The organism is Phyllobacterium sp. 01N428 (genome assembly GCF_056399405.1).
On record NZ_JBFTRH010000009.1, the window covers coordinates 98957 to 121616 of the forward strand.

General features: G+C 59.2%; 15 protein-coding genes. 8 read left to right on the plus strand and 7 right to left on the minus strand.

Translation table 11 applies throughout. The features are described 5' to 3' along the window. Nucleotides 1–134: 134 nt before the first annotated feature. Nucleotides 135–371, plus strand: a complete 237-nt coding sequence (locus AC1DNI_RS20005; RefSeq protein ID WP_153670391.1) for a hypothetical protein — start codon at nt 135–137, stop codon at nt 369–371. A 5-nt stretch (nt 372–376) separates the two neighbouring features. On the opposite strand, the gene AC1DNI_RS20010 is transcribed toward AC1DNI_RS20005, so the two are convergent. Then, the gene (locus AC1DNI_RS20010; RefSeq protein WP_477693144.1) at nt 377–973 is read right to left on the minus strand and encodes a transglycosylase SLT domain-containing protein; all 597 of its coding nucleotides are present in this window, start codon (nt 971–973) and stop codon (nt 377–379) included. Between the two features lie 188 nt (nt 974–1161). Here AC1DNI_RS20010 and AC1DNI_RS20015 point away from each other — a divergent pair, with 188 nt between their 5' ends. The 5 genes from AC1DNI_RS20015 (at nt 1162) to AC1DNI_RS20035 (ending at nt 10864) form a co-directional block, all read left to right on the plus strand. Next, nucleotides 1162–3609: a patatin-like phospholipase family protein gene (locus tag AC1DNI_RS20015; RefSeq protein WP_477693145.1), complete on the plus strand. Its 2448-nt coding sequence runs from the start codon at nt 1162–1164 to the stop codon at nt 3607–3609. A gap of 281 nt (nt 3610–3890) precedes the next feature. Continuing rightward, nucleotides 3891–5600 (plus strand): thiamine pyrophosphate-binding protein, encoded by a 1710-nt coding sequence (locus AC1DNI_RS20020; protein ID WP_477693146.1) that lies wholly within the window; start codon nt 3891–3893, stop codon nt 5598–5600. A 52-nt stretch (nt 5601–5652) separates the two neighbouring features. After that, a complete protein-coding gene (locus AC1DNI_RS20025; RefSeq protein WP_477693147.1) occupies nt 5653–8505 on the plus strand; it encodes a peroxidase family protein in 2853 nt (950 codons plus the stop codon). Beyond that, complete coding sequence (locus AC1DNI_RS20030) at nt 8502–9902, plus strand: hypothetical protein (protein WP_477693148.1); 1401 nt, start codon at nt 8502–8504, stop codon at nt 9900–9902. Before AC1DNI_RS20025 ends, AC1DNI_RS20030 begins: the two co-directional genes overlap by 4 nt. Before the next feature lie 152 nt (nt 9903–10054). Beyond that, a complete protein-coding gene (locus tag AC1DNI_RS20035) occupies nt 10055–10864 on the plus strand; it encodes a DUF2189 domain-containing protein (protein WP_477693149.1) in 810 nt (269 codons plus the stop codon). Between the two features lie 79 nt (nt 10865–10943). Here the strand turns inward: AC1DNI_RS20035 and AC1DNI_RS20040 are convergent, their stop codons facing one another. The 5 genes from AC1DNI_RS20040 to AC1DNI_RS20060 are packed head-to-tail and all read right to left on the minus strand — an operon-like array spanning nt 10944 to nt 15367. Then, nucleotides 10944–11279: a cytochrome C oxidase subunit IV family protein gene (locus AC1DNI_RS20040; protein ID WP_027232921.1), complete on the minus strand. Its 336-nt coding sequence runs from the start codon at nt 11277–11279 to the stop codon at nt 10944–10946. A 10-nt stretch (nt 11280–11289) separates the two neighbouring features. Beyond that, nucleotides 11290–12015 carry a heme-copper oxidase subunit III family protein gene (locus tag AC1DNI_RS20045; protein WP_027232920.1) on the minus strand — a complete coding sequence of 242 codons (726 nt, stop codon included), beginning with the start codon at nt 12013–12015 and terminating at the stop codon, nt 11290–11292. 10 nt (nt 12016–12025) lie between these two features. Next, the gene (locus tag AC1DNI_RS20050; protein ID WP_477693150.1) at nt 12026–12730 is read right to left on the minus strand and encodes a cytochrome c oxidase subunit 3; all 705 of its coding nucleotides are present in this window, start codon (nt 12728–12730) and stop codon (nt 12026–12028) included. Beyond that, nucleotides 12727–14502, minus strand: a complete 1776-nt coding sequence (gene ctaD, locus AC1DNI_RS20055; RefSeq protein ID WP_162737158.1) for a cytochrome c oxidase subunit I — start codon at nt 14500–14502, stop codon at nt 12727–12729. Before ctaD ends, AC1DNI_RS20050 begins: the two co-directional genes overlap by 4 nt. 49 nt (nt 14503–14551) lie before the next feature. Beyond that, a complete protein-coding gene (locus AC1DNI_RS20060) occupies nt 14552–15367 on the minus strand; it encodes a cytochrome c oxidase subunit II (RefSeq protein ID WP_477693151.1) in 816 nt (271 codons plus the stop codon). 502 nt (nt 15368–15869) lie between these two features. Between AC1DNI_RS20060 and AC1DNI_RS20065 the strand changes: the two genes are divergently transcribed. Together AC1DNI_RS20065 and AC1DNI_RS20070 are read left to right on the plus strand one after the other, a co-directional pair. Continuing rightward, nucleotides 15870–19421 carry a S8 family serine peptidase gene (locus AC1DNI_RS20065; protein ID WP_477693152.1) on the plus strand — a complete coding sequence of 1184 codons (3552 nt, stop codon included), beginning with the start codon at nt 15870–15872 and terminating at the stop codon, nt 19419–19421. 15 nt (nt 19422–19436) lie between these two features. Next, a complete protein-coding gene (locus AC1DNI_RS20070; RefSeq protein ID WP_477693153.1) occupies nt 19437–20786 on the plus strand; it encodes an MBL fold metallo-hydrolase in 1350 nt (449 codons plus the stop codon). Here AC1DNI_RS20070 and AC1DNI_RS20075 read toward each other — a convergent pair. Then, nucleotides 20765–22660: a CHASE2 domain-containing protein gene (locus AC1DNI_RS20075; RefSeq protein ID WP_477693154.1), complete on the minus strand. Its 1896-nt coding sequence runs from the start codon at nt 22658–22660 to the stop codon at nt 20765–20767. The two genes, AC1DNI_RS20070 and AC1DNI_RS20075, sit on opposite strands and share 22 nt — an antisense overlap.

Consider the following 22660-nt stretch of genomic DNA (forward strand, 5'->3'; position numbering starts at 1 on the left):
CAGGAAAATACAGTTAATGCCACCATACATCCTTTAGTCTATGTGCGTTGCACAAAAACCCTTATTGCAATGCAGCAAAATTGGGCTATCGTAGACTGTACTGGGAGGAGCAAATCGTTGCTGAGGGTGACAACATGCTCCAAATCGTAATCCTGATCTGCGCGACCAGTCTTTCGCCAGCCGAATGCCAGACCAACACGGCTCTCGATGTGATCATCGGCCCGCAGGCAAACAATCCCATGATGTGCGGATTGCAGGGCCAGGCCTACATCGCAAGAACCGCCATCGTCGGGCGGTCCCCGAACGAATATGTAAAGATCCGCTGCTCGCCGCCAAAATCCAGGAAGGAGGCGGCGATCGAGCGCCTTTAGCGTTTCTATTGCTGGCCGCAGGCCTGCATCTGCGCGCCATAACTATAGGCCATCTCCGCGGTGCTGCGCGCGACCTTTTGCATGTTTGCATTGGTCTTCCAGTCGCCCCGGGCAAAGGCGCTGTGGCCGAAATAGTAGGCAAGATAGAGGTGATAGGCATCGTTGAGCTCGATGCCGTTCGTCTCGTGGCTTTGACTATGGTACCAGCCGACGAAATTCACAGCATCGGCAAAATTATTCCTGTCGGCCATGAACTTGCCGGTCTCGTTCTTGTACCGTGCCCAAGTGCCATCGAGAGCCTGGGAATAGCCATAGGCGCTTGACGGCCGTTTCCAGGGAATGAAACCCAGAAGCTTGGTGCGGGGTGGGCGCGAATAGGCGTTATAGCCGGATTCCTTGCGGATCGTCGCCATCAGGATCGGAACCGGCACACCATATTCCCGCTCGGTCTTCTTGGCCGCATCGTACCAATTGTCAAACCAGCCGTCCTTCTGGTCGAAGACGGAGCAGACATCGTTGATGCGGCTCGGCGCGGTCGCGCAACCGGCAAAGATGAGCAACAAGCCAATTGCCGCCGATGGAAAAAGGATGGTTCGCCGCATGCCTGTCCTATACGGCGCAAAGGTTAAGAGTTTTTTGCCATGAGGCCCCAAGCTTCGGCGCAGATGGCCGGGCTGAACAGAACCGCTTCTATTTACTTGGGAAACGCTTTAGGATGGCGGCTGGGAACTTCGATATCTGCCTGCACATGATGATCTGACATCTTGAATGAAGTCGGAGGCGTGAATTGGTGCTTTCGTTCTTTGATATTTTCCGGAACGAACTCGATGTTGTGAATTACCGCCGACGCACCATCCAGGATGGAGCGGTCGCACGCGCAAGATCGCTTACCCGCCGGGGCAGTACCGACCTGTTTCTTCCCGATGTCGAAGTGCCATTTGCGGAAAATCCGCATTTCCTGACCCCGCGCACCGATGCTGCTCTCGCCGAGAGCGAGGTTCCCGGGCGAGAGACAACCCGGACTGTCCCCGGAAGCAATCTGGTCGGCCTTGCGCTTTCCGGCGGCGGCATACGTTCCGCTTCCTTTTCGCTTGGAGTGCTCCAGGGTCTCGACTCCCTGTCGAAGCACAATGAGCCCCGGGTGATCGATGCCATCGACTACGTTTCCGCTGTATCCGGCGGCGGTTATATTGGCACGTCGCTTGTTGCCGGTTTGATGCAGGAAAATGCAACCTTTCCCTTCGACAGCCGCCTTGATGAGCAGGAAGCGCCCGAGACGCAGCATCTGCGCGACTATTCTAACTTTCTCGCCGCCAATGGCGGCATCGACTATCTCGTCAGCTTCGCGCTGATTTTGCGCGGGATACTCGTCAATGCCATGATCGTTCTGCCGGTGCTGCTGCTCCTTGCGGTCCTGACCGTGGCGATTTATCCGCGACCTGACCTTTACAAGTCTTTCACGTTGACGCTGATCCTGGCCGGTCTCACGGCGGGCTTCATGGTGGCAAGCGCCATCTACATCTCCTTCAGGCCGGGCACCCTGCGATCGAGGGAGATACTCGGGCAGGGCATCGGCTTGCTCGTGGTCCTCGTTCTGGTCGCGGCCTTGTTCCAGGCCCAACCCTATATCCTTGCGGCAATTATGTCGCGCGCTGGTGGTCCTGCGAATATGGATATGACCTGGCTTTCACGGCTGTTTGCGTTGCTGACATCCGTCGCCACGGTGCTGGTTGCCGCATCCCAGAAGCTCGCCAATGTCGCGAAGGCGTCAATAGGGGAGGCGACGTGGACTGCCAGTCTCAAAAAATATGCGAGCCGCCTTGCCCTCTATGTGGCGGCAATCATCGTCCCGCTTTTGCTTTGGCTGGTTTATATCGGCTTGAGTTACTGGGCGATCCAGAACTATTCCGGCAATCGCTGCGCCGCCGGCACGGCTAGTTGGATGCGATGGCTCACTCTGTGCGATTTTAGCTCGCTGGCAATCTATCTCGTGGTCGCGCTGGCGATTGTCGTGGTCACCCTCTTCATCGGGCCCAACGCAAACTCGCTGCACAAGCTCTACCGTGACCGCCTGAGCCGCGCTTTCCTGTTCGAGCGGGCGCAGATGGGCACCCACAATGCGCCGAGCGATGTCGATACCTGGAAGTTCTCGTCGTTGAAACCGCGCGCGGAAGCGACGGGAAGTTGGCTGCCGTCGGCCGCCTACGCGCCATATCTTCTGACAAATACAGCGATCAATCTCGAAGCCTCCGAAGACCTGAACAAGCGCGGGCGCAACGGCGATACCTTCATCTTCAGCCCGTTGCATGTCGGCAGCTGGTGGACGGGATATGTCCCGACGACGCGGATGGAAACCATCGTGCCGGACTTCAGCCTGGCCACGGCAATGGCAGTCTCGGGTGCCGCCGCCTCGGCGAATATGGGCCGAAATACCATCAAGGTTCTGACATTCAGCCTGTCGCTCCTCAATATCCGCCTTGGATATTGGCTGGCAAATCCGGCGCGGCTCGATGACTTTCATTCCTGGCGCAATCGCTGGAAGGCTAAACTCGGCACCTGGTTCTTTGCCATGGAGACCCTCGGAAAGCTCAACGAGAAGCGCCTCAACGTCTATCTGACCGATGGCGGGCACATCGAGAATCTCGGCATCTATGAACTGCTGCGCCGCCGCTGCAAGGTCATTGTTGCGGTTGATGCTGAAGCGGACCCCAACATGACGTTCTCTGCCCTGGTCAACCTCGAGGTCATGGCGCGTATCGACCTCGGCATCCGCATCGAACTGCCATGGCAGGCACTGCAGTCCAGCGCAACCGGCGTCACGGCGACGGCGCTCTATGGCCCGAACGGACTTCCCGGCAAGCTTGGGCCGCACGCTGTGATCGGCCAGATACGCTACGATGACGGCCAGGGCATCCTTATCTATATCAAGGCCTCGCTGAGCGGTGACGAGAACGATTATGTTCTCGACTACAAGCGCCATAACCCGGCCTTTCCACACGAAACGACGGTCGATCAATTTTTCAGCGAGGAGCAATTCGAAGCTTATCGGTCGCTCGGCTTCCACGCCACGCGTGGATTGTTTACCGGCGCCGACGATTTTGCCAAGCCGCAATCGCCTTCGGCCGAATGGGAAGCGGAGGTTTCATCCGCCCTCCAATTGCTCAACATTCCCTACGATATGCGAACTGCGATCCTTGGGCACATTGCCGAACAGCGAAATCGCGAGGGCGAGGGATAACGCGTCAACGAAGTTGTGCGGCCTCCAAAAATTGGGCTAATCCCTATGGGTGAGAAACGCCTAAGTTCATCCGAAGAGATTGCAAGTCATTCAAAGAATGCTATGATCCGGTGAGGGTTCCCGCTCGATAAAAGACAGCATTTATTGACAGTCGTGTAAGACAAGTTCTGCCGAAAATACGATCTGTAATGTAAAGTCATCACTCTTGGTCGGGGCGCTTGCCTCGCTGGTGAGTATTTGTTGTGCAGGAGGAAGTCCTGCGCAGCCGGAGAGCGCTCGCAATGAGGATCTACGAGGCGTTGGTGAAGGGCCTGGAGAGCGTTGGCGTCGGCGCTGCGTTTGGCGGCGCCGGCGAGAACGCTGCCCAACTAATGCTCGCGCTCAAACATTCCAAGACGATCAGGCCGGTGATCACGCGTCACGAACAGGCCGCAGCCTTCATGGCATGCGGCTACGCCATGTATTCGCGCCGCCTTGGTGTCTGTTTTGCCACGGCCGGCCCCGGCGCCTTCAATCTCTTTTCAGGGCTCGCCGTCGCGATGTCGGACTCCTATCCGATCCTCGCGATTTCGGGTTATTCGTCGCTGGAATGGAAAGGCAAGGGCGCGTTGAACGAGACGTCCGGTGTCAGCCGGACACCCGACTCCCATGCAATGTTCGTGGCAACCACCAAGAAGTCGTTTCTCCTCGAGGATGCGGCCAAGGCCTGCGACGTGCTGGGGGAGGCTGTCAACGTGGCCTTTGACGGCCGTCCGGGACCCGTCCATATCCACGTGCCGGAAAATCTGACCCATAAGGGCGTTTCCGTTGACAATTATCGCGACGTCGATTTGCAGATCAAGCCGGTTGTGCCCCAGACGGCAAGGGTGGAGGCCGTTGCGGAAATTCTGCTTGCCGCTTTGGCAAAAGGCGAGAGAGTACTCGCGCTCATCGGTTTCGGTGCAATTTTGAGCGACGCCGGCGAGGCGCTGCTTCGGCTGCTCGAACGCTACCAGATCCCTTTCGTGACGACGCTCGACGGGAAAGGGATCATCGACGAGAGCCACCCTTTGGCGATCGGCGTTTTCTGCGACAGCGGTCACAAAGCGGCGCGGGAAGCGTTCAAGGAGGCGCAGATCGTTCTCGCGATCGGCAACTCCTTTGCCCAGCATGCGACGTTCAATTTCCGCAAGGACCTTCTCAAGGGCAAGAAACTCATTCACTTGAATATTGATGGCGGCGAAGTGGACAAGGTCTACAAGGCGGATGCGGCGATTATCGGCGATGCAAAGCTTGCAATAACGGCGCTTTACGACCGCATGTCGGCCGAACTCGAGCCGCTGCCGAAACGAACCTTCCCCCGCTACGACTATCGATCCGACAAGATTCACGATCTGGTGGGCAAGATTCATCCGGGCCAGCTTGCCCAGGCTCTCTCACGCCGCCTGCCTGACGATGCCATCGTGCTTGCAGATGCGGGCGCGCATCTCACCTGGCTCGGATACTATCTCGAACTCAAGTCGCACCAGCGGTTTCGCAAGCCGGGCGGCTTCGGTCCCATGGCCGGTAGTGTCAATGGCGCGCTCGGCGTCAAATGTGCTCATCCCGACCGCACCGTCATCGTCGGCTGCGGCGACGGCTGCTATCTGCTTTCCGGCTTCGAATTACTGACGGCGGTTCAGTATAATCTTCCAGTGATCTGGATCATCTTCAATGACAACCAGTTCAAACTGATCAAGATTTACCAGCTATCGACCTATGGCGAATCCGGTCTCGTCGAATTCGAGAATCCGGACTACGTCGCCTATGCCAAAGCGTGTGGTGCGCAAGGTTTCCGGGTCGAAACGGTCAGCGAGTTTGAATCGGCCTTGGACAAGGCGCTTGCCCTCAACAAGCCGGTGCTCATCGACGCCCACATCTCGCGGATGGAACTGCCGAAATACAGCTCATCGCCCGAAGGAACGCTCGCCGGATTGGTCGAGCGACTGGGAGAGAGGGTTCGTGCGCACTAAAGGCGCGAAAAAGTCGCATATTTTCTGATGTAGCCTGCGTAGGGGAACAAAAATGTCGACGTGGCGTGAGGAATATCAAGGTAGTGCGGAAGCTGAGCGGCTGACGTTCGAGCGTCTGGCCCAGGACATGATGGATGTTCAGGTCAAGGCAAAGAAGCATGGCAAGGCGCCGGCAATCCAGCGTGCGTTTCACAGCAAGGCCGTCTTTTCCGCCATCGACGCGAAACTGACCTTCGTTGACGACCTTCCCGAGGAATTCCGTGCAGGATTTGCGCAGCCCGGCGCGTCATACACGACGATCGTCCGCTTTTCGAACGCCAACGGCTATGGCCAGCCTGACTACAAGCCCGACATGCGCGGCGTTGCCTTGCGGGTGAAGGTGTCGGACGACGAATTTCACGACCTGCTTGCCACCAATTTTCCTGTTTCGCATGCGCGTAATGCCGAGCAGTTCGTAGCGTTCGCCAAAGCAACGTCAGGCGGCATTTTCAGTAAACTCGCGGGACTTGTGCAACTCGTAGTGAAATTCGGGCCGTCCGAGGTCATCCGCATGCTCCGCAATGTCACGACCGCACGCAAACGCAAGGTCTCGAGCGTCGCGCTTGAGTCCTATTGGAGCCGTGGAGCCATCCGTTGGGGTGACACGCTTGCCGTGCGCTTCATCCTGCGCCCCGCTGCCGACGCTCCGTCGGCTCCCGAACCTTCCGACAAGGATCCAGGCTACCTTTCAAACGAGTTCGCACGCCGCCTTGATCGTGACGACGTCCGCTTCGAACTCTGCCTCCAACCCTACGTCGACGTGGCGTCCACGCCGATCGAGGATACGGCGGTCGAATGGCTGGAATCGGTATCGCGCCCGATCAAGGTGGCCGACCTCACCATTTCGAAGCCCAATTCGGGCATCGCCGAGGCGTTCACCAATGCGAGGGTTATCGACGAGCTTTCCTTCAATCCCTGGAACACGACCGATGAATTCCGGCCCTTAGGCAATCTTAACCGTGCCCGCAAATCGGTCTACGATGCGAGCTCGGCGCATCGGCATGTCTATCGCTGGCGGACGGAAACGCCGCTCCGCAACCGCGTGCTCGGTGCTATTGCACGACAGGGCTTTCTGGTCATCAATCGCTACATCGAGTGGCATAAATTATCGCTGCGCCTGAGCCTGCTCAACCTTGATGCGTTCCGCTATGTGCTGCGCGAGAAGAACCTTATCGACACGGAAGTCTATGAAGCACCGCCGACAGCCCGTCCGGTCCCGCCGTCCAGTGTCGATGAGACGGTCCGCCAGGCGCGCACGTACGATGGAACGTTCAATGATCTTTCCCAGCCCAAAATGGGATCGATCGGCTCGGCCTTCGGCCGCAATCTCAAGCCGGTCTTTGAGCCGGATCAGTTCGACAATCCCAATCCGGTCGAGGTGGCTCGTGAACTACTGCACCGCGACACGTTCATTCCCGCGCGCTCGCTGAACATTCTGGCGGCCGCATGGATCCAGTTCCAGGTGCACGACTGGGTCAATCATGCGCGCAACCCACTCGGCAAGGACGATGTCATCGTGCCATTACCGAAGGGGATGACCTGGCAAAGCAGCGTTGGTGGTCCGCGCGAAGACGTCATGCGCATCGCCAGCAACGTGGCCGGGCGCGAGCCGGTCGACGGCCAGCCACCCATCTATTTCGGCAATGCTGCCTCTCAGTGGTGGGACGGTTCGGAAGTCTATGGGCCGGACAGCAAGTCCGCCAACCTGTTGCGCGAGGGCCCGAAGCTGCGATTGGTAGACGGGCATCTGCCGGTCGACATGCGCGGCATGGAGGTTACCGGCTTTAACGAGAGTTGGTGGCTCGGTCTCAGCGCCCTGCACACGCTGTTTGCGCGCGAACACAATCTCCTCTGCGACGAGCTTCGCTCGCGCTACCGCAATTGGGATGACGAGCGCGTCTATCATACGGCGCGCCTGATCGTCTCAGCCCTGATTGCCAAGATCCATACCGTTGAATGGACGCCGGCGATCCTGGCAACGAAAGCCATAGACGTCGGCCTCTCCAGCAATTGGAACGGCCCGCCAGCCAATGACTGGCTGACCAAGCTCGGCATATGGCTGCTTGACGCGCACGCGCTGACCGGCATTCCAAAGACCCTGCCGGATCATCATGGCGCGCCATACTGCCTGACGGAGGACTTTGTCACCGTCTACCGGCTCCATCCGCTCCTGCCTGACGATTACTGTTTCTACAACCACGCCAATGGCAGCAAGATTGCGGATAAGGGGTTCCTCGACATCCAGGCAGCGGCGGCCGACGATGCTATGCGGGCGTTCGGGCTGCGCAACACGCTTTATTCCTTCGGCATCGCGCATCCGGGTGCGATAACGCTGCACAATTATCCCCGCTCGCTGCTGGCGCTGGAACGCGACAACGAGATTATCGACCTTTCGGTGGTCGACCTCGTGCGTACAAGGCGGCGCGGCGTGCCGCGCTACAATGATTTCCGTGCCGGCCTGCATCGGCCGCGGTTGAGAAGCTTCGAAGAGTTGACGACGAATCCCGCCGACATCGAGCTCCTGAAAAAGTTCTATGGAAGTATCGACCGCGTCGATACGGTCGTCGGTCTCTTTGCCGAACCCGCGCCCACCGGCTTCGGTTTCAGCGATACGGCGTTTCGTATCTTCATACTCATGGCATCACGCCGGCTGCAGAGCGACCGCTTCCTGACCGTTGATTTCAGGCCGGAGGTCTATTCGTCATTCGGCATCGACTGGATCGCCAATAATAACATGACCAGCGTCATCCTGCGGCACTGTCCGGAACTTGCATCGGTGCTGCCCCGCACCGGCAGCGCCTTTGCGCCTTGGCGCCCGATCCTGCCGAACAGCACAATGCCGTCGATGACAGGAGCGACGCCGTGACCGAGCCGCTCCCCACCAATGCTCCCGCAAAATCTACCGGACACCGGGGGCTCGATGCGCTCCTGAAGCAGCCGCTCATGGAAACGATCTGGCGCCGGCGTACGCATCGGGTCAGCCAGGGAAGTACGGTGCTGGCGGGTACGATGAGCTACGAGTCGGACAAGCCGCGCGAGCCGCTCTCCGAACTCGAGGAAGCCGTCCTCATCGCCATGACCGGCTGTACCGGACTAACCATGCCGGACCGGCCCTTCGAGGATCCTGCAACGCGCAAGCCGATCATGGCCAAGCCCAATCTCAACATGGCGGGACGAACGGCGGGAAGCCCGGACAACGCACAAGGAACGCACTTCTTCCTCATCAACGATTCCGGAACCTATTTCCTGCGCAAGCTGCCACCGCCAGCAGACGGCAACAAGGCATTCAGCTCCGAGCTTCTGTTGGAGCGCGCCAATCAGGCTAAAGTCAAAATACTCGATCACCGCCTCGATGTGCCCAACGGCAAGCGCGACTTTCCGGCCTATCTCGATTCCAACCGCTTCCTTTCGAACCTTCCCGGAACGACGGTGCTGCTCCCGGTGGTCGACCTGTCACGGCAATATATTAACGGGATGATGTACATCCTGACGCAGCCCGACGGAGCGCGCCCGGCTATTGTCGACGACCGCAACTTCTATAGGTCGGCGGGCGTGAAGAAATGGGTCGAGAAGGGCTTTCTCAACAAGGACCTGAAGGTGCCGCTCGGCGCAATTGGTTCGCTGCGCACGCAGATCGAAGCCGACCTTCTGTTGCAGAATCTCTTTCTCGTCGCCGATGCGATGGGGCTCGGCGCCTGGATACACGCCTCGATCAGTCCGCCCGTCCTGGTTGGAGACCCGAAGTTCACCAAGGACTACGGGCCCATGCTCGGACTCGACGTGGAAACGCCGAAGTGGCGCATCATGGATCTTCTGCGCTGGCATGTGCCGCTGCCGCGCTACTCCAACCTCAGGAGTAATCCGATCGGCCTGCGCCACAAGGGCGAGCATCTGATCAAGGGCATGTCACCGCCCTACTACGACTCCATGGCGAGCGCCGTTCAGGAGGTCGTTCGCGAAAAATTCGCCGAGAAGGGCGGCTTCTACACGGACAAGGCCCTTTTCGCGCAGATTTACAAAGGAGACTACGGCAATCGGTACCTTTCCGAAGCTGCTGTCTACAGTTCGGATGTGATCGAGTGCGTCCAGGATATCTGCACCTATATCTACGATACCCACGGCCGGTTCCCGGCCCATTGCGATGCGATCCATGTTCCCGGGGTCTGGCTGCAGGTGCATCACGTCGATATCGACTACTATGAACGGTTCTTCCAGAACGGGCTGACCGAAGCACACCACAATCACCATCGGGATTGGCCATAGGCCGGGCTTTCTACCAGCGGTTGCCGATAGATCTGGCAAATGCATGCCGATCAGGTTATGTTTTGCTTGTGCAGGTTTAGGTCCCTTGGCCCCGCCTTTGCACGGTGCCCCCGGTACCTTTCCCGCTCGAAACGAGATTGGGAGAATTGTTCATGGCACAATTTCACGTGATAGCAGGGGCGAATGAAACGAACGTCTATCCAGAGGTTCGTCGAATTGGTGTGGCCGATGTTTTTGCCGCGCTGCGCGAGGGGCTCGATGATTTCTGGGACAAGCCCTCGCACTATGTCTTTCTCTGCCTGATATATCCGATAGCCGGTCTGGTCCTGATACGGTGGACATCCGGAGCCAACATGCTGCCGCTGCTCTTCCCGCTGATGTCGGGCTTTGCACTGGTCGGGCCGTTCGCGGCGCTAGGCCTTTATGAGATCAGCAGGCGCAGGGAACTCAATCTCGACACGTCCTGGAGCCATGCCTTCGAGGTACGCCACTCGCCTGCAATCCCATCCATCATCGCGGTCGGCGTCATGCTTCTCGTTCTGTTCGTCGCCTGGATACTGGTGGCCCAGACGCTTTATACGAACCTCTTCGGTGACCAGGTCCCCGCATCGATCGGCACATTCATGAGCCAGGTGTTCGAGACCCCGGAGGGCCTGAGGATGATCCTGCTCGGCAACGCCATCGGCTTCGTCTTCGCCGTCGTCGTTCTCTGCACGACAGTTATTGCTTTTCCGTTGCTCCTTGATCGCGACGTCGGCGCCTTTGCGGCCGTCGTCACCTCAGTGAAGGCAACGCTTGCCAATCCCGTACCGATCGCGCTCTGGGGCTTGATCGTTGCCGCGCTCCTTCTCGTCGGCTTCCTGACTTTGTTCGTCGGCTTGGCCGTATTCATCCCTGTGCTCGGCCACGCGACCTGGCATCTCTACAAGAAGATTGTCGTGCCTACTCCGACTGCAGCGTAACGACAATCAAATCATACGGGCACAATGGAACGGCGCCAGATGGCGCCGTTTCCAGTTAAGCGACGCACGAGCAACCAGATCACGGGCCGGCTCCAAAGAAATTGACCCGTGTCAGCAGTGTATAGTGCGACTCCGAGACCATCATCGCGACGAAGACCAGGACCAGGACGGGCGGTACGATGATGGCGTAGATGAGCGCCAGTCTCTCCCAGGCCATGTGCATGAAGACAGCAACGATAAGCCCGGCCTTCAGCACCATGAAGATGAGGATCAGGCCCCACCGCAAATATCCGTGCAGGCCGAAATAATCGACGAGATAGGAACAGACGCTGAGGACGAAGAGCAGCCCCCAGACAAGCAGATATAGCTTGATCGGATGTTCCTGATGTTCGGCATGTGCTGCAGTCTGTGCCATGTGACCCACCTCACCACAGATAGAAGAAAGCAAAAATGAAGACCCAGACGAGATCGACGAAGTGCCAATAGAGGCCCGTTATCTCGACAATCTCATAGCGTCCCTTGCGGCTCGTAAAGAAGCCGCGCTTTTCCTGATCGAAATCCCCGCGCCAAACCTTGCGGGCGATGATGATGAGGAAGATGACGCCAATCGTCACGTGTGTGCCGTGGAAACCGGTGATCATGAAGAAACTCGACCCGAACTGGGCCGCGCCAAAGGGGTTCTCCCAGGGACGGACGCCTTCATGGATCAGTTTGGTCCATTCAAAGGCCTGCATGCCGACGAAGGTCGCGCCGAAGAGCGCGGTAAGGAGCATGAGCGCGGCGGTCTTGCGGCGGTCTCGCCGGTAGCCGTACATCACCGCCATAGCCATCGTGCCGCTGCTGCTGATCAAAACGAAGGTCATGATCGCGATGAGGATCAGCGGAATATCCTGCCCGCCAATATTGAGCGCGAAGACCTCGCTGGGGTTCGGCCAGGGCACGGTGGTCGACATGCGCGCCGTCATATAGGCAAGCAGGAAACATCCGAAAACGAATGTATCGCTCAACAGGAAGATCCACATCATCGCCTTGCCCCAGGAGACATTCTTGAATGCCCTTTGGTCCGAGGCCCAGTCGGAGGCAAAGCCTTGCATTCCGGGAGCGAGCGGAGGAAGGGCAATGCCAGGCTTGGTCTTTGTGGTTTCGTGCATCGTCACACCTCTAAGTCAGCAATTGCCGGCAGATTTCGACGAAATCGTTCGCCCAACCCGCAAGCAGGGCAAAAAGGATCAGCCATACGAGCAGCATGAAATGCCAGTACATGGCGCACAGATCGACGCTTAGCCCTATCGCCTTGGCTGGCGCGCCCTTGAGAGCCTTGAAGGACGTGCGCACAAGTGCGACGAGGCCGCCGAGAATGTGCAGGCCGTGCATGCCGGTGATCAGGTAGAAGAAGCTGTTCGCCGGGTTGTCGGCGACGAGATACCCTGCCGCCGTCAGTTGACGCCAGGCAAAGATCTGACCGACGAGAAAGCCGACCGAGGTTACGAAGCTGAGGCCAAGTCCGGCCTTCACGGCTTCGAGATTACCCCGCTGCGCTCTTGCCTTGGTCCACTGCAAAGCGAGGCTGCTTGCAACGAGCAGGGCGGTATTGAACCACAACAGGCCGGGGATCGGCACTGCCCACCAGTCATTGAGGCCCATGCGCATGAAATAGGCGCTGATCAGCAATGTGAACAAAGCGCCGACGACCGCGAGGAAGACGCCGAGCCCGATCTTTGCCGTTGGAATGGAAGATCCTTCGCGTTGGGGCGTGTCGCCGGCATGTCCGACTTCGAGCCAGGGTTTTGACATGAGTCGCTGTTGCGCCATCCACCAGGTGATGATGACGGCAAGCGCGGCGAGGAAGATGAGGATCGCGCTCAAGACGGTTCCCTCGATATCCGGTCGTCGTTGGGCTGGTTCTGCGGAATGAAATCTTCCGCCGCACCCGGCACGCTGTAGTCATAGGCCCAGCGATAGACGATCGGCAGGTCCTTGCCGAAATTGCCGTGCGGAGGCGGTGTCGTCGGCGTCTGCCATTCGAGCGTCGTAGCCCGCCACGGATTGCCGCCGGCGTCCTTGCCGTGCCGGACGCTCCAGAAGAGGTTGAACAGGAACACCATCTGGCCGGCGCCGACGATGAGCGCCACGATAGTGATGAACTCGTTCAGCGAATGTGCAGAGGGCGGCACAAAGGCGGTTTCACCCATTTCGTAGTAGCGGCGAGGCATGCCGAGCAGGCCGAGATAGTGCATCGGGAAGAAGATCAGATAGGCGCCGAGGAACGTCACCCAGAAATGAATACGCCCGAGAGTCTCGTCCATCATCCGCCCGGTAATCTTCGGATACCAATGATAGATCGCACCAAAAACAACGAGGATCGGCGCGACGCCCATCACCATGTGAAAGTGAGCAACCACGAACAAAGTATCGGACAGCGGAACATCGACGACGACATTTCCGAGGAAGAGGCCGGTTAGCCCGCCATTGAGGAAGGTGACGATGAAGGCGAGGGCAAACAGCATCGGCAGCGTCAGATGGATGTCGCCACGCCAGAGAGTCAGCACCCAATTGTAGACTTTAAGCGCCGTCGGCACGGCGATGATCAGCGTCGTCGTCGCAAAGAAGAAGCCGAAGTTCGGGTTCATGCCGCTGACATACATGTGGTGCGCCCAGACGACGAAGCTGAGCGCGCCGATGATGACGATGGCCCAGACCATCATGCGATATCCGAAGATATTCTTGCGCGCGTGGGTGCTGATGAGATCTGAGACGATGCCGAATGCCGGCAAGGCAACGATATAGACTTCGGGATGCCCGAAGAACCAGAAAAGGTGCTGGAAGAGGATCGGGGTTCCCCCGGCGTGCTGCAACTGCTCACCCATTTCGACGATCGCCGGCATGAAGAAGCTCGTCCCTAGCAAGCGGTCGAACAGCATCATGACGGAAGCGACGAAAAGGGCAGGGAAAGCGAGAAGGGCCATGACGGTCGCGGTAAAAATGCCCCAGATCGTCAGCGGCAGGCGCATCAGCGTCATACCGCGGGTGCGGCCCTGGAGCACTGTGACCACATAGTTGAGCCCGCCCATCGTAAAGCCGATGATGAAGAAGATGAGCGACAGAAGCATCAGGACGATTCCCCAATCGGCGCCGCCCGGGGTGCCTGAAAGAACAGCCTGCGGCGGATAGAGGGTCCAGCCGGCGCCTGTCGGTCCGCCGGGCGCAAAGAAGCTGGCAACAAGTATCAAGACGGCGAGCAGATAGAGCCAGTAGCTCAGCATGTTGGCGTATGGAAACACCATGTCGCGAGCGCCGACCATAAGCGGTATGAGATAGTTGCCGAACCCCCCGAGGAAGAGGGCTGTCAGCAGGTAGATGACCATGATCATGCCGTGCATGGTGATGAACTGGTAATAGCGCTCGGCATCGATGAAGGTGAAAACGCCAGGAAAGCCAAGTTGGAGGCGCATGAGCCATGAAAGCACGAGCGCAACGAGGCCGATCGCCATTGCCGTCATCGAATATTGAATGGCAATAACCTTGGCATCCTGGCTGAAGACGTAGGTCGTCCACCAACTGTGCGAATGATAGAGCTCCACATCTTCGACTTCCGCCGGCGGGATGGGGTCGTCCATGCTGGATGGAATATTGACCATCAATTGCCTCCCTCAATGCTCATCGCTTCGTCTCCCGAAAAGCGCATGCTCAGTTCACGGTCTTGGTCTCTCCCGATGCCATCAACTGCGTAAAGGTCTGCTGCTGCCCAAGCCACGTCTTGTAATCCTCGTCGTTGTCGACGATGACGGTGCCGCGCATCTGCGGATGGCCGACGCCGCAAAGCTCGGCGCACAGCACTTCGAACGTTCCGGTGCGGGTCGGCGTGAACCAGAAATAGGTGACCATGCCCGGTACCATGTCCATCTTGGCCCGGAACTCTGGCACGTAGAAATCATGCAGCACATCAATGGAGCGCAACACCATCTTTACCGGCTTATCCATCGGCAGATGCAGCTCGCCCCCCTGAATGATGATGTCGTCGAGCCCGGCCGGGTCGTTCTTGTTGATGCCCAGCGGATTATCGCTGGTCACATCGCGCGTCTCCGACGTGCCGAGTTTTCCGTCGGCGCCCGGCAGGCGGAAGCTCCATAGCCATTGCTGCCCGACGACCTCGACTTCGGTGGCGTCGCTCGGGACGGTCACGAACTGATGCCAGACGAAGAGGCCAGGCGTAAGCATCGCCGCAACCCCGATGGCGGTTACCGTCGCGAGCCAGAATTCGAGCTTTCGGCTTTCAGGCTCGTAGTGTGCTTTCAATCCCGGCCTGTGGCGGAAACGATAGACGCAGTAAGCAACGAAAAGGACAACCGCGACGAAGACAACGCCGGTGATCCAGAAAGTGACGATGATTGTATTGTCGATGTAGTGCCAGTTGGAGGCAATAGGCGTCCACCACCAGGGACTCAACAGATGAAACAGAACTGACGCAACCGCTACTAGAACCAGAATGAGTACGACAGCCATTTCTTGCCACCTCCCTGCCGACATCGGCTGTGGACATGAACATGCAATCTGTAGGCGCCCAAAGGTAGCATTGCACAAAGAAGAAAAACAGGCAATGACAGCAAAATTTATACCATAGGTTGTATTTTCCGTGACCGCGAAAGGTTTTGTGCAGTGCACAACTTTATGTCCGGAAGATTTACTGAACGAATACTTATTGCCCAAGAGGCAGGTGGTGTCCGCCGTCAACAGGCAATGACAAAATTCCCGTTCAGAGCCCGCCGCCCGGGCAGTGAGTTGGCTAAAATATCAGGCAACGGCTGCAGCTGCTCGATTGCCGTACCATTTGCCTCGATGCCTGGTCTGTGGTTTATTTCGAGCAAGGTTTCCATCATCGACAATATTGCATGACCGGAATTGAACCATCGTTCATCTGGTGCGCTGGTTCCGGAATTACGACTGACATGTGGGCGTTACTTGGACCGCGCGGCGTATTGGCGCCGCTTGCTTGGGGGTGCGGTACATGGTTGGAGCGGCGAAGCAACGGCGGATACTGGTAAAGACGACGGCGGCAATCGGCGGGCAACGGCTTACCTTTGGCGCTGCCGGCGCCGAATTCAGCGTCGAGCCGCTCTTCCAGAGCATCGGGCAGCAGCACGGCCTTGGTGTTGCCGGCGCCGCCGCCTGGCATGTCCTGTCGACGGATGATGACAGCGGCAATCCATGGGATCTCTGCCATTCCATGGTAACGGGAGGCTTCGGTATCGCCGGTACAGCCGTCGAATTTGCCGAGCCGGACCTGACCCAGCGCTGGCTGATCGGTGATGAGAAGTCCATCGGCATAGGCTTGACTGCAAGTTGCGACAGGGCTGCGCCTCAGAATGCCTCTTATCCGCGCGATCCAGACAATTTCTGGTTGAGAAAGCGTAGCCACTCGCAGTTCGATGATGCCTTGGCGGAAGTGGGAACGCCAAGCGCAGCCGGACGGGTACGCGTTGCGCATCTCGACACCGGATACGATCCGCGGCATGGCAGCTTTCCGGCACACATGAATCTTGCGCTACAGCGCAACTTCGTCGATGCGAACCGGCCGAACGATGCAACAGACACCACGGGCGAGGCCGCTCTGTCAAATCCAGGTCACGGAACCGGTACCCTCGGAATTCTGGCGGGCAAGGCCTTCGGCAGCACGCCGGTGATCGGTTGCGCACCGAATGTGGATGTTGTGCCGCTGCGCGTCGCCAACAGCGTCGTCCTCTTCTCCAACAGTTCGATCGCGAGGGCGTTCGACTATGTCCACGCGCTTTGCAACAATCCTGCTACCCGCGTTCATGTCATCACGATGAGCATGGGCGGGCTCGCCTCGCAGGCTTGGGCAGATGCGGTCAATGCCCTTTACGAGCGCGGTGTTTTCATCGTGACTGCCGCGGGCAACAATTACGCTAATCTCCCGACACGCAACATCGTCTATCCGGCGCGGTTCAACCGGGTCGTTGCGGCCTGCGGCGTCATGGCCGACCACACGCCCTATGCCGACCTGCCGGCAGCGGTCATGGCCGGCAATTATGGCCCGGCATCGAAGATGACGACTGCGATCGCGGCCTGTACGCCGAATACAACCTGGGCGCGGAAGGGCTGCCCTGCCATTGTCGATTTCGACGGCAACGGCACATCGTCGGCCACGCCGCAGGTTGCCGCATCTGCAGCGCTGTGGATTCAGAAAAATATGACGAAATATACCGCCTACCGCGAGGACTGGATGCGGGTCGAGGCGGTTCGAAAGGCGCTCTTTCAGTCAGCGGATGCACGGGGCGATCTGCGACGGCTCGGACGCGGCGAACTCAAGGCACTGGCAGCATTGAGCGTTGCGCCGGCAAGAGCGGCCGATCTCGCCAAGCAGCCAAGCGACAGCGCCTCATTTCCGTTTCTCAACGTACTGACCGGCGGGCAATTCGGCCTAGCGGGTGGCGACGACCCCGGCCGCCGTATGCTGGAGCTCGAGGCGCTGCAGCTGTCGCAGTCGGCCGAGGTCGAGGCAGCACTTCCCGATCCGTCGGTCGATCCGCAGACGCTGACCGCCAAGCAAAGGCTCGATATTGCAGACGCCCTCTTGGCGCAGCCGGCCATATCGCAGCGCTTGCGCCAAACGCTCATGGCCGCCGTTCCGACGGCGGTCCCCGCTATAGCGCTGCCGCAAGCCGATGATGCCGTCACCAAGTTCCATCTGAAGTCTGCCATGTCCCCCGACATTGCGGCCCCGAGCCGCCGCCGCCTGCGCGTCTTCGCGCTTGATCCATCGCTGGCAACATCGATTGAAACCGCTGCAATCAACGAAGCCGTGCTTGATGTGCGTTGGGAGCGTGGTCTCCTTCCAGGGCCAATAGGAGAATATCTCGAGATCGTCGACATCGATCCTGCCAGCCGCTGCGCCTATGCGCCCGTCGATCTCAATCATGTGCACCTGCTGCCACAAGACGGACTTGCCCCATCGGAGGGCAATCCACAATTCCACCAGCAGATGACCTATGCGGTCGCCATGCGCACGATCGAGTTTTTCGAACTTGCGCTTGGCCGGTCGGCGCTGTGGGCACCACGCATCGTCACAGTCACGGATAAAGTGCGCCGTGAATTTGTTCAGCGACTGCGTATCTATCCGCACGGCATCCGGGCCCGCAACGCTTATTACAGTCCTGAGCGCAAGGCGCTGCTCTTCGGATATTTCACGGCTAGCGGGCCGACGGCGGGCCTCGGCCTGCCGCATGGCGTTGTGTTCACGGCCCTGTCCCACGATGTCATCGCCCATGAGACGACCCACGCCTTGCTGGACGGATTGCACAGCCGGTTCCGCGAACCGACAAACCCGGACGTTCTCGCATTTCACGAGGCCTTTGCCGATATCGTAGCGCTGTTCCAGCACTTCGCCATGCCGGAGGCACTGCGCCACCAGATCAGCCGGACGCGCGGCGACCTCAGCCAGGAAAACCTGCTTTCGGAACTTGCCATCGAATTCGGCCAGGCACTGAGCGGCGGCTATGGCGCGCTGCGCGACGCCATCGGCTCCCGCGATGCAGATGGCAAATGGGTCGCGCGCAAGCCCAAGCCGACGGATTATGGCGCCAGCAAGGAACCGCATGCCTTGGGTGCGGTGCTCGTTTCGGCAATTTTCGCGGCATTCCTTGCGATTTACAAGGCGAGGATGCTCGATCTGGTCAAGCTTGCGACGCAAGGGACCGGCGTCTTGCCGCCCGGCGATATATCGGTCGAACTTGCCGACCGCATGGCCGACGAGGCCAGCAAGGTCGCGACCCAAGTGCTGAAAATGTGCATCAGGGCGCTCGATTATTGCCCGCCGGTCGATATTTCCTTTGGCGACTATCTCCGTGCGCTTATCACAGCGGACCGGGATCTCGTCCCGGACGATCCTCGCGGCTATCGCGTTGCCTTCGTTGCCGCCTTCCGTGATCGCGGGATCTATCCCTCGGGTGTTCGCCACCTGTCGCCCGGCAATCTCATCTGGGAATCGCCGCCGCTTCCGCTTACCGGTCTCGATGCGATCCTCTCCGAGATGAAACTGACCTGGAATTTGAACAATGACCGGCGGCTCGCCTACGAAGCGTCGCAGCTAAATGCCGCGACGTTCCATGCCTGGCTGGTTTCGCCAAAGCAGGTGTCGGATGAGGAGCTTGCCATGCTTGGTTTCATCCGCAAGAGCCAGAAGATGCGTGTCGGCACCATGGAAGGCCAGATGCGCGGGCTGGAGGTTCATTCAGTACGCCCGGCAAGACGCATTGGTCCCGATGGTCAGAGTCGAACTGATCTTATCGTTGAGATTACCCAGATGTTCCGGCCCGATGAGATTCTCGACGGCCTTTATCGAGGCGGGTGCACGCTTGTCATAGATCTCGAGACGAGCACCGTCCGATACTGCATACGCAAGCGGGTAACGAGCGCCGAACGCATGAGCCAGCAGGCTGCCTATCGCCGTCAGTTCGAGTCCGATCCTCGCATGCAATATTTCGATCAATCACCGGCGGGCGACGAGCCGTTTGCAATGCTGCATAGAAGCGGCCATTAGCGGGGGAGGTCAGGAATGGCGAAGAAGAAAACTGTCGCGTCCGCTTCGCCGCGAGGCAGCAAGTCCGGCGGCAAGGGTGCCCGTGCGAACATTCGCATGTACAGGCAGGGCTTCGGCGATTGCTTTCTCATTACGCTGCCGCGCAAGACATCGGGCGCCTACCGGATATTGATCGATTGCGGCGTTCTCCTTGGCACGGACGATGCCGAGGCAAAGATGACCCGTGTTGCCGAAGACATCGTCAAAGTGTCCGGTGGGCACATCGACATTGTCGTCGCGACGCATCAACATTGGGATCATCTTTCCGGGTTCATCCAGGCTTCCGACATATTCGCCAAGCTGACGGTTGGCGAGGTGTGGGTGGCATGGACCGAGGATCCCCACGACGATCTGGCCAATGAGCTTAGACAGGAAAGGGCGCAGGCACTCACCGCACTGCGCATGAGTGCGGCTGCCATGACGATGGCCGGCGACATGGCTGGCGCCAGTGAGATTGACAATATCCTCGGCTTTTACGGCGCCACACGCGGCGCCTCGACGGCGGACGCGCTGGATGCTGTCATGAAAATGGGAAAGCTGCGCTTCTGCCGCCCAGCGGACGAGCCGACGCAATTGAAAGATACGGCCGCAAAAGTCTATGTTCTCGGACCGCCGCACGATGCCAAGCTGATCCGCAAGACCCTGCCTTCGTCGCGCGACCCCGATACTTACGGTGTTGCCGCCAACCAGCTCTCCGACAATGTCACTGCCGCGCTGCTGCCCAACGATGCGGCGGCTCCATTCAGCGACCTTCGCGCCATACCGCTTGCGCTGACCCGCGGCATGGAATTCTTCCGCGCGCACTATTGGGGACCGGGCGGGGATGCTCCCGACTGGCGCCGGATCGATACTGCGTGGCTCGACGGGGCTTCGGAGCTGGCGCTCGCACTCGACGGGGCAACCAACAATACCAGCCTCGTCCTTGCGATCGAGCTCAAGGGTGGTGACGTTCTGCTTTTCGTCGCTGACGCACAGGTCGGCAATTGGATCTCTTGGGGAGACCTCTCGTGGAAGGTCGGCGGCGATGAAGTGACGGGCCCGGATCTCCTGGCAAGGACGATTTTCTATAAGGTAGGCCACCATGGAAGCAGCAATGCCACGCTGCGCGCCAACGGTCTGGCGATGATGAAAAATCTGTCCGTTGCCGCAATTCCGGTCGATCATCAAATGGCGCTCAGGAAGGGCTGGGACAGGATCCCCCTGCAGGAGCTGACAGAAGCGCTCAACTCCACGGCCAGGACAGGCGTCATCCGCAGCGACGAAACCCCGTTGCGCGCTATTACAGGCGTGTCGGCAACTGATCTTTACTTCGATATTTCAATTTGACCGCGCGCGCTGTCGGGAGCCGTGCCTCGCCAAAGCCATATGGCGATTGACCCTGCGCGTCCGCGTATCCGGGTATCCAGCGGACCGCGAAGGATGCCAGACTTGAATGGATCGGCATTCTCCCCGACGGCGCGCAACATTTCTTCGCTCAACGCAAGTTCCGCCCCGTTGCTGGCGGCCACTTCCATCAGGCGGCTCGCGACATTCACCGTGTCGCCCGTCGCGGTGATCTGCTGGCGCATACCGCTCCCCAGCCGCGAGGCCACGATCGTGCCGAAATGGGCGCCGACCTTGAAGCCGATACGGGCGCTGACGGCCTCGGGCAGCGCATCCAGCCACGCGCGCGTGCGGTCACAAAGCCCGACGCAACAATGCGCGGCATTGAGCGCGTCATCGGGACTCGACACGGGCAATCCGAAAAGGATCATGGCGCCATCGCCCATGAAGCTCGTGATCGACCCGCTGCTGGCGGCGACTTCCTCGTCCACCAGCTGGTAGAATCCGTTGAGGAGTTCCCGCGTTGCGTTGGGTCCCAAGGTTTCGCTAAGACCGGTGAACCCTGAAAGGTCGACAAACACCACGGCGGCATCCTGACGCACCGGCGCTGCCAGGAAATCGGGATTGCGTGCCAGCCAATTGCCGAGTCCCGGCGCCTGCACTTGCTGCAGAAGCTTGCTCTGTTCAGCAAAATGTTGCGCCCGTCGCCTTCCGATCCACAACTGCGCTGCACCGAAGGCGAGTGCCGGCGGTATGGCCGCAACCAGCGGAACGGCGGCGCTCAGCCAGATACCGTTGAAGAAGGCCGCAAGGCTGAGTGCAAACCAGGCAAGAACCACGCATAGCGCTGCGATAAGGCCAATGGCATTGCGCCGCCAGGCAAGAAGGCTGACCAGGATGACGGGAAGGGCGGCAGCAAAGCATGCATCGACGAGCCTGACGGTGCGATCGCGGATGAGGGCGCCACCGATCATCAAGTGGGTTATCGCTGTGGAAACAACCTCCACTCCCGGCAATACCGGATCGAATGGTGTCGGAAAAACGTCACCACCGCCGGTAACGGTGGTTCCGATGACGACAATCCGGTTCTCGATGCTTTCGCGTGACAGTTTACCAGCAAGCACGTCCGCGGCGCTGATGGTGCGGATCGACCCGCGCGTGCCATAAAAGCTGAGCGGGAGGGCCTGGCCAATATCGGTTCGGATAATTTCGTCGCCGAGCACCAATCTGCCGGGTTCCACGGCAGGTTCGACACCCTTTGCAATTGAAACCACACGAAGCGGGAAGGATGCCTCGATGTCGGCGCCACTCTTGAACAACATCGGAACGAGCCGTGGCGTTCCGTTTCGGTCGGTCGATACGTTCACGACGCCGGTCGCAGCCACATCGCCAAACACGGGTAAGGGCAACAGGAAGCGCTCAGCGTCGGGTACGCCCGATAGCGGGTCGGCGGCGTCATTCTGGGTTCGTTGCTGGCCTTGCGGAAAAACGGCGGCCGCGGCAAGCACGACCGGCGCCTTGGCCAGAGACTGAACCAGCCGCTGGTCGCCCTCGGCCGGCCCCGGATCGACGAGCAACGTATCCACGCCGATGACCTTGGGCTTCAAGGCTGCAATTGCGTCGATCAACTCTGCAAGCTTCGCACGCGCCAGGGGATAACTGCCAGTTTGGCGGACAACCTCGTCGTCTATGGCGACGATGGTGACGACGTCAGGTGCTGGCTTCTGGCCACGGATGACTGTCCGCAGGTCCGTCATTGTCGCTTCGACCCGATCGATGAACCACATGTCGCCGCGTAGATGCGCGAGGCCAATTCCCGCACCCCAAATTCCTGCGACAACGAGGGCAATCAGCGTCTGGAGCGCTCTTCCGCTCAT

What these genes read in the sequence shown, in the direction of transcription:
- AC1DNI_RS20005 (WP_153670391.1), top strand. Translation starts at nt 135, where the DNA reads ATGCTCCAAATCGTAATCCTGATCTGCGCGACCAGTCTTTCGCCAGCC.
- AC1DNI_RS20010 (WP_477693144.1), bottom strand. Translation starts at nt 973, where the DNA reads ATGCGGCGAACCATCCTTTTTCCATCGGCGGCAATTGGCTTGTTGCTC.
- AC1DNI_RS20020 (WP_477693146.1), top strand. Translation starts at nt 3,891, where the DNA reads ATGAGGATCTACGAGGCGTTGGTGAAGGGCCTGGAGAGCGTTGGCGTC.
- AC1DNI_RS20025 (WP_477693147.1), top strand. Translation starts at nt 5,653, where the DNA reads ATGTCGACGTGGCGTGAGGAATATCAAGGTAGTGCGGAAGCTGAGCGG.
- AC1DNI_RS20035 (WP_477693149.1), top strand. Translation starts at nt 10,055, where the DNA reads ATGGCACAATTTCACGTGATAGCAGGGGCGAATGAAACGAACGTCTAT.
- AC1DNI_RS20040 (WP_027232921.1), bottom strand. Translation starts at nt 11,279, where the DNA reads ATGGCACAGACTGCAGCACATGCCGAACATCAGGAACATCCGATCAAG.
- AC1DNI_RS20045 (WP_027232920.1), bottom strand. Translation starts at nt 12,015, where the DNA reads ATGCACGAAACCACAAAGACCAAGCCTGGCATTGCCCTTCCTCCGCTC.
- ctaD (WP_162737158.1), bottom strand. Translation starts at nt 14,502, where the DNA reads ATGGTCAATATTCCATCCAGCATGGACGACCCCATCCCGCCGGCGGAA.
- AC1DNI_RS20060 (WP_477693151.1), bottom strand. Translation starts at nt 15,367, where the DNA reads ATGGCTGTCGTACTCATTCTGGTTCTAGTAGCGGTTGCGTCAGTTCTG.
- AC1DNI_RS20065 (WP_477693152.1), top strand. Translation starts at nt 15,870, where the DNA reads ATGGTTGGAGCGGCGAAGCAACGGCGGATACTGGTAAAGACGACGGCG.
- AC1DNI_RS20070 (WP_477693153.1), top strand. Translation starts at nt 19,437, where the DNA reads ATGGCGAAGAAGAAAACTGTCGCGTCCGCTTCGCCGCGAGGCAGCAAG.
- AC1DNI_RS20075 (WP_477693154.1), bottom strand. Translation starts at nt 22,660, where the DNA reads ATGAGCGGAAGAGCGCTCCAGACGCTGATTGCCCTCGTTGTCGCAGGA.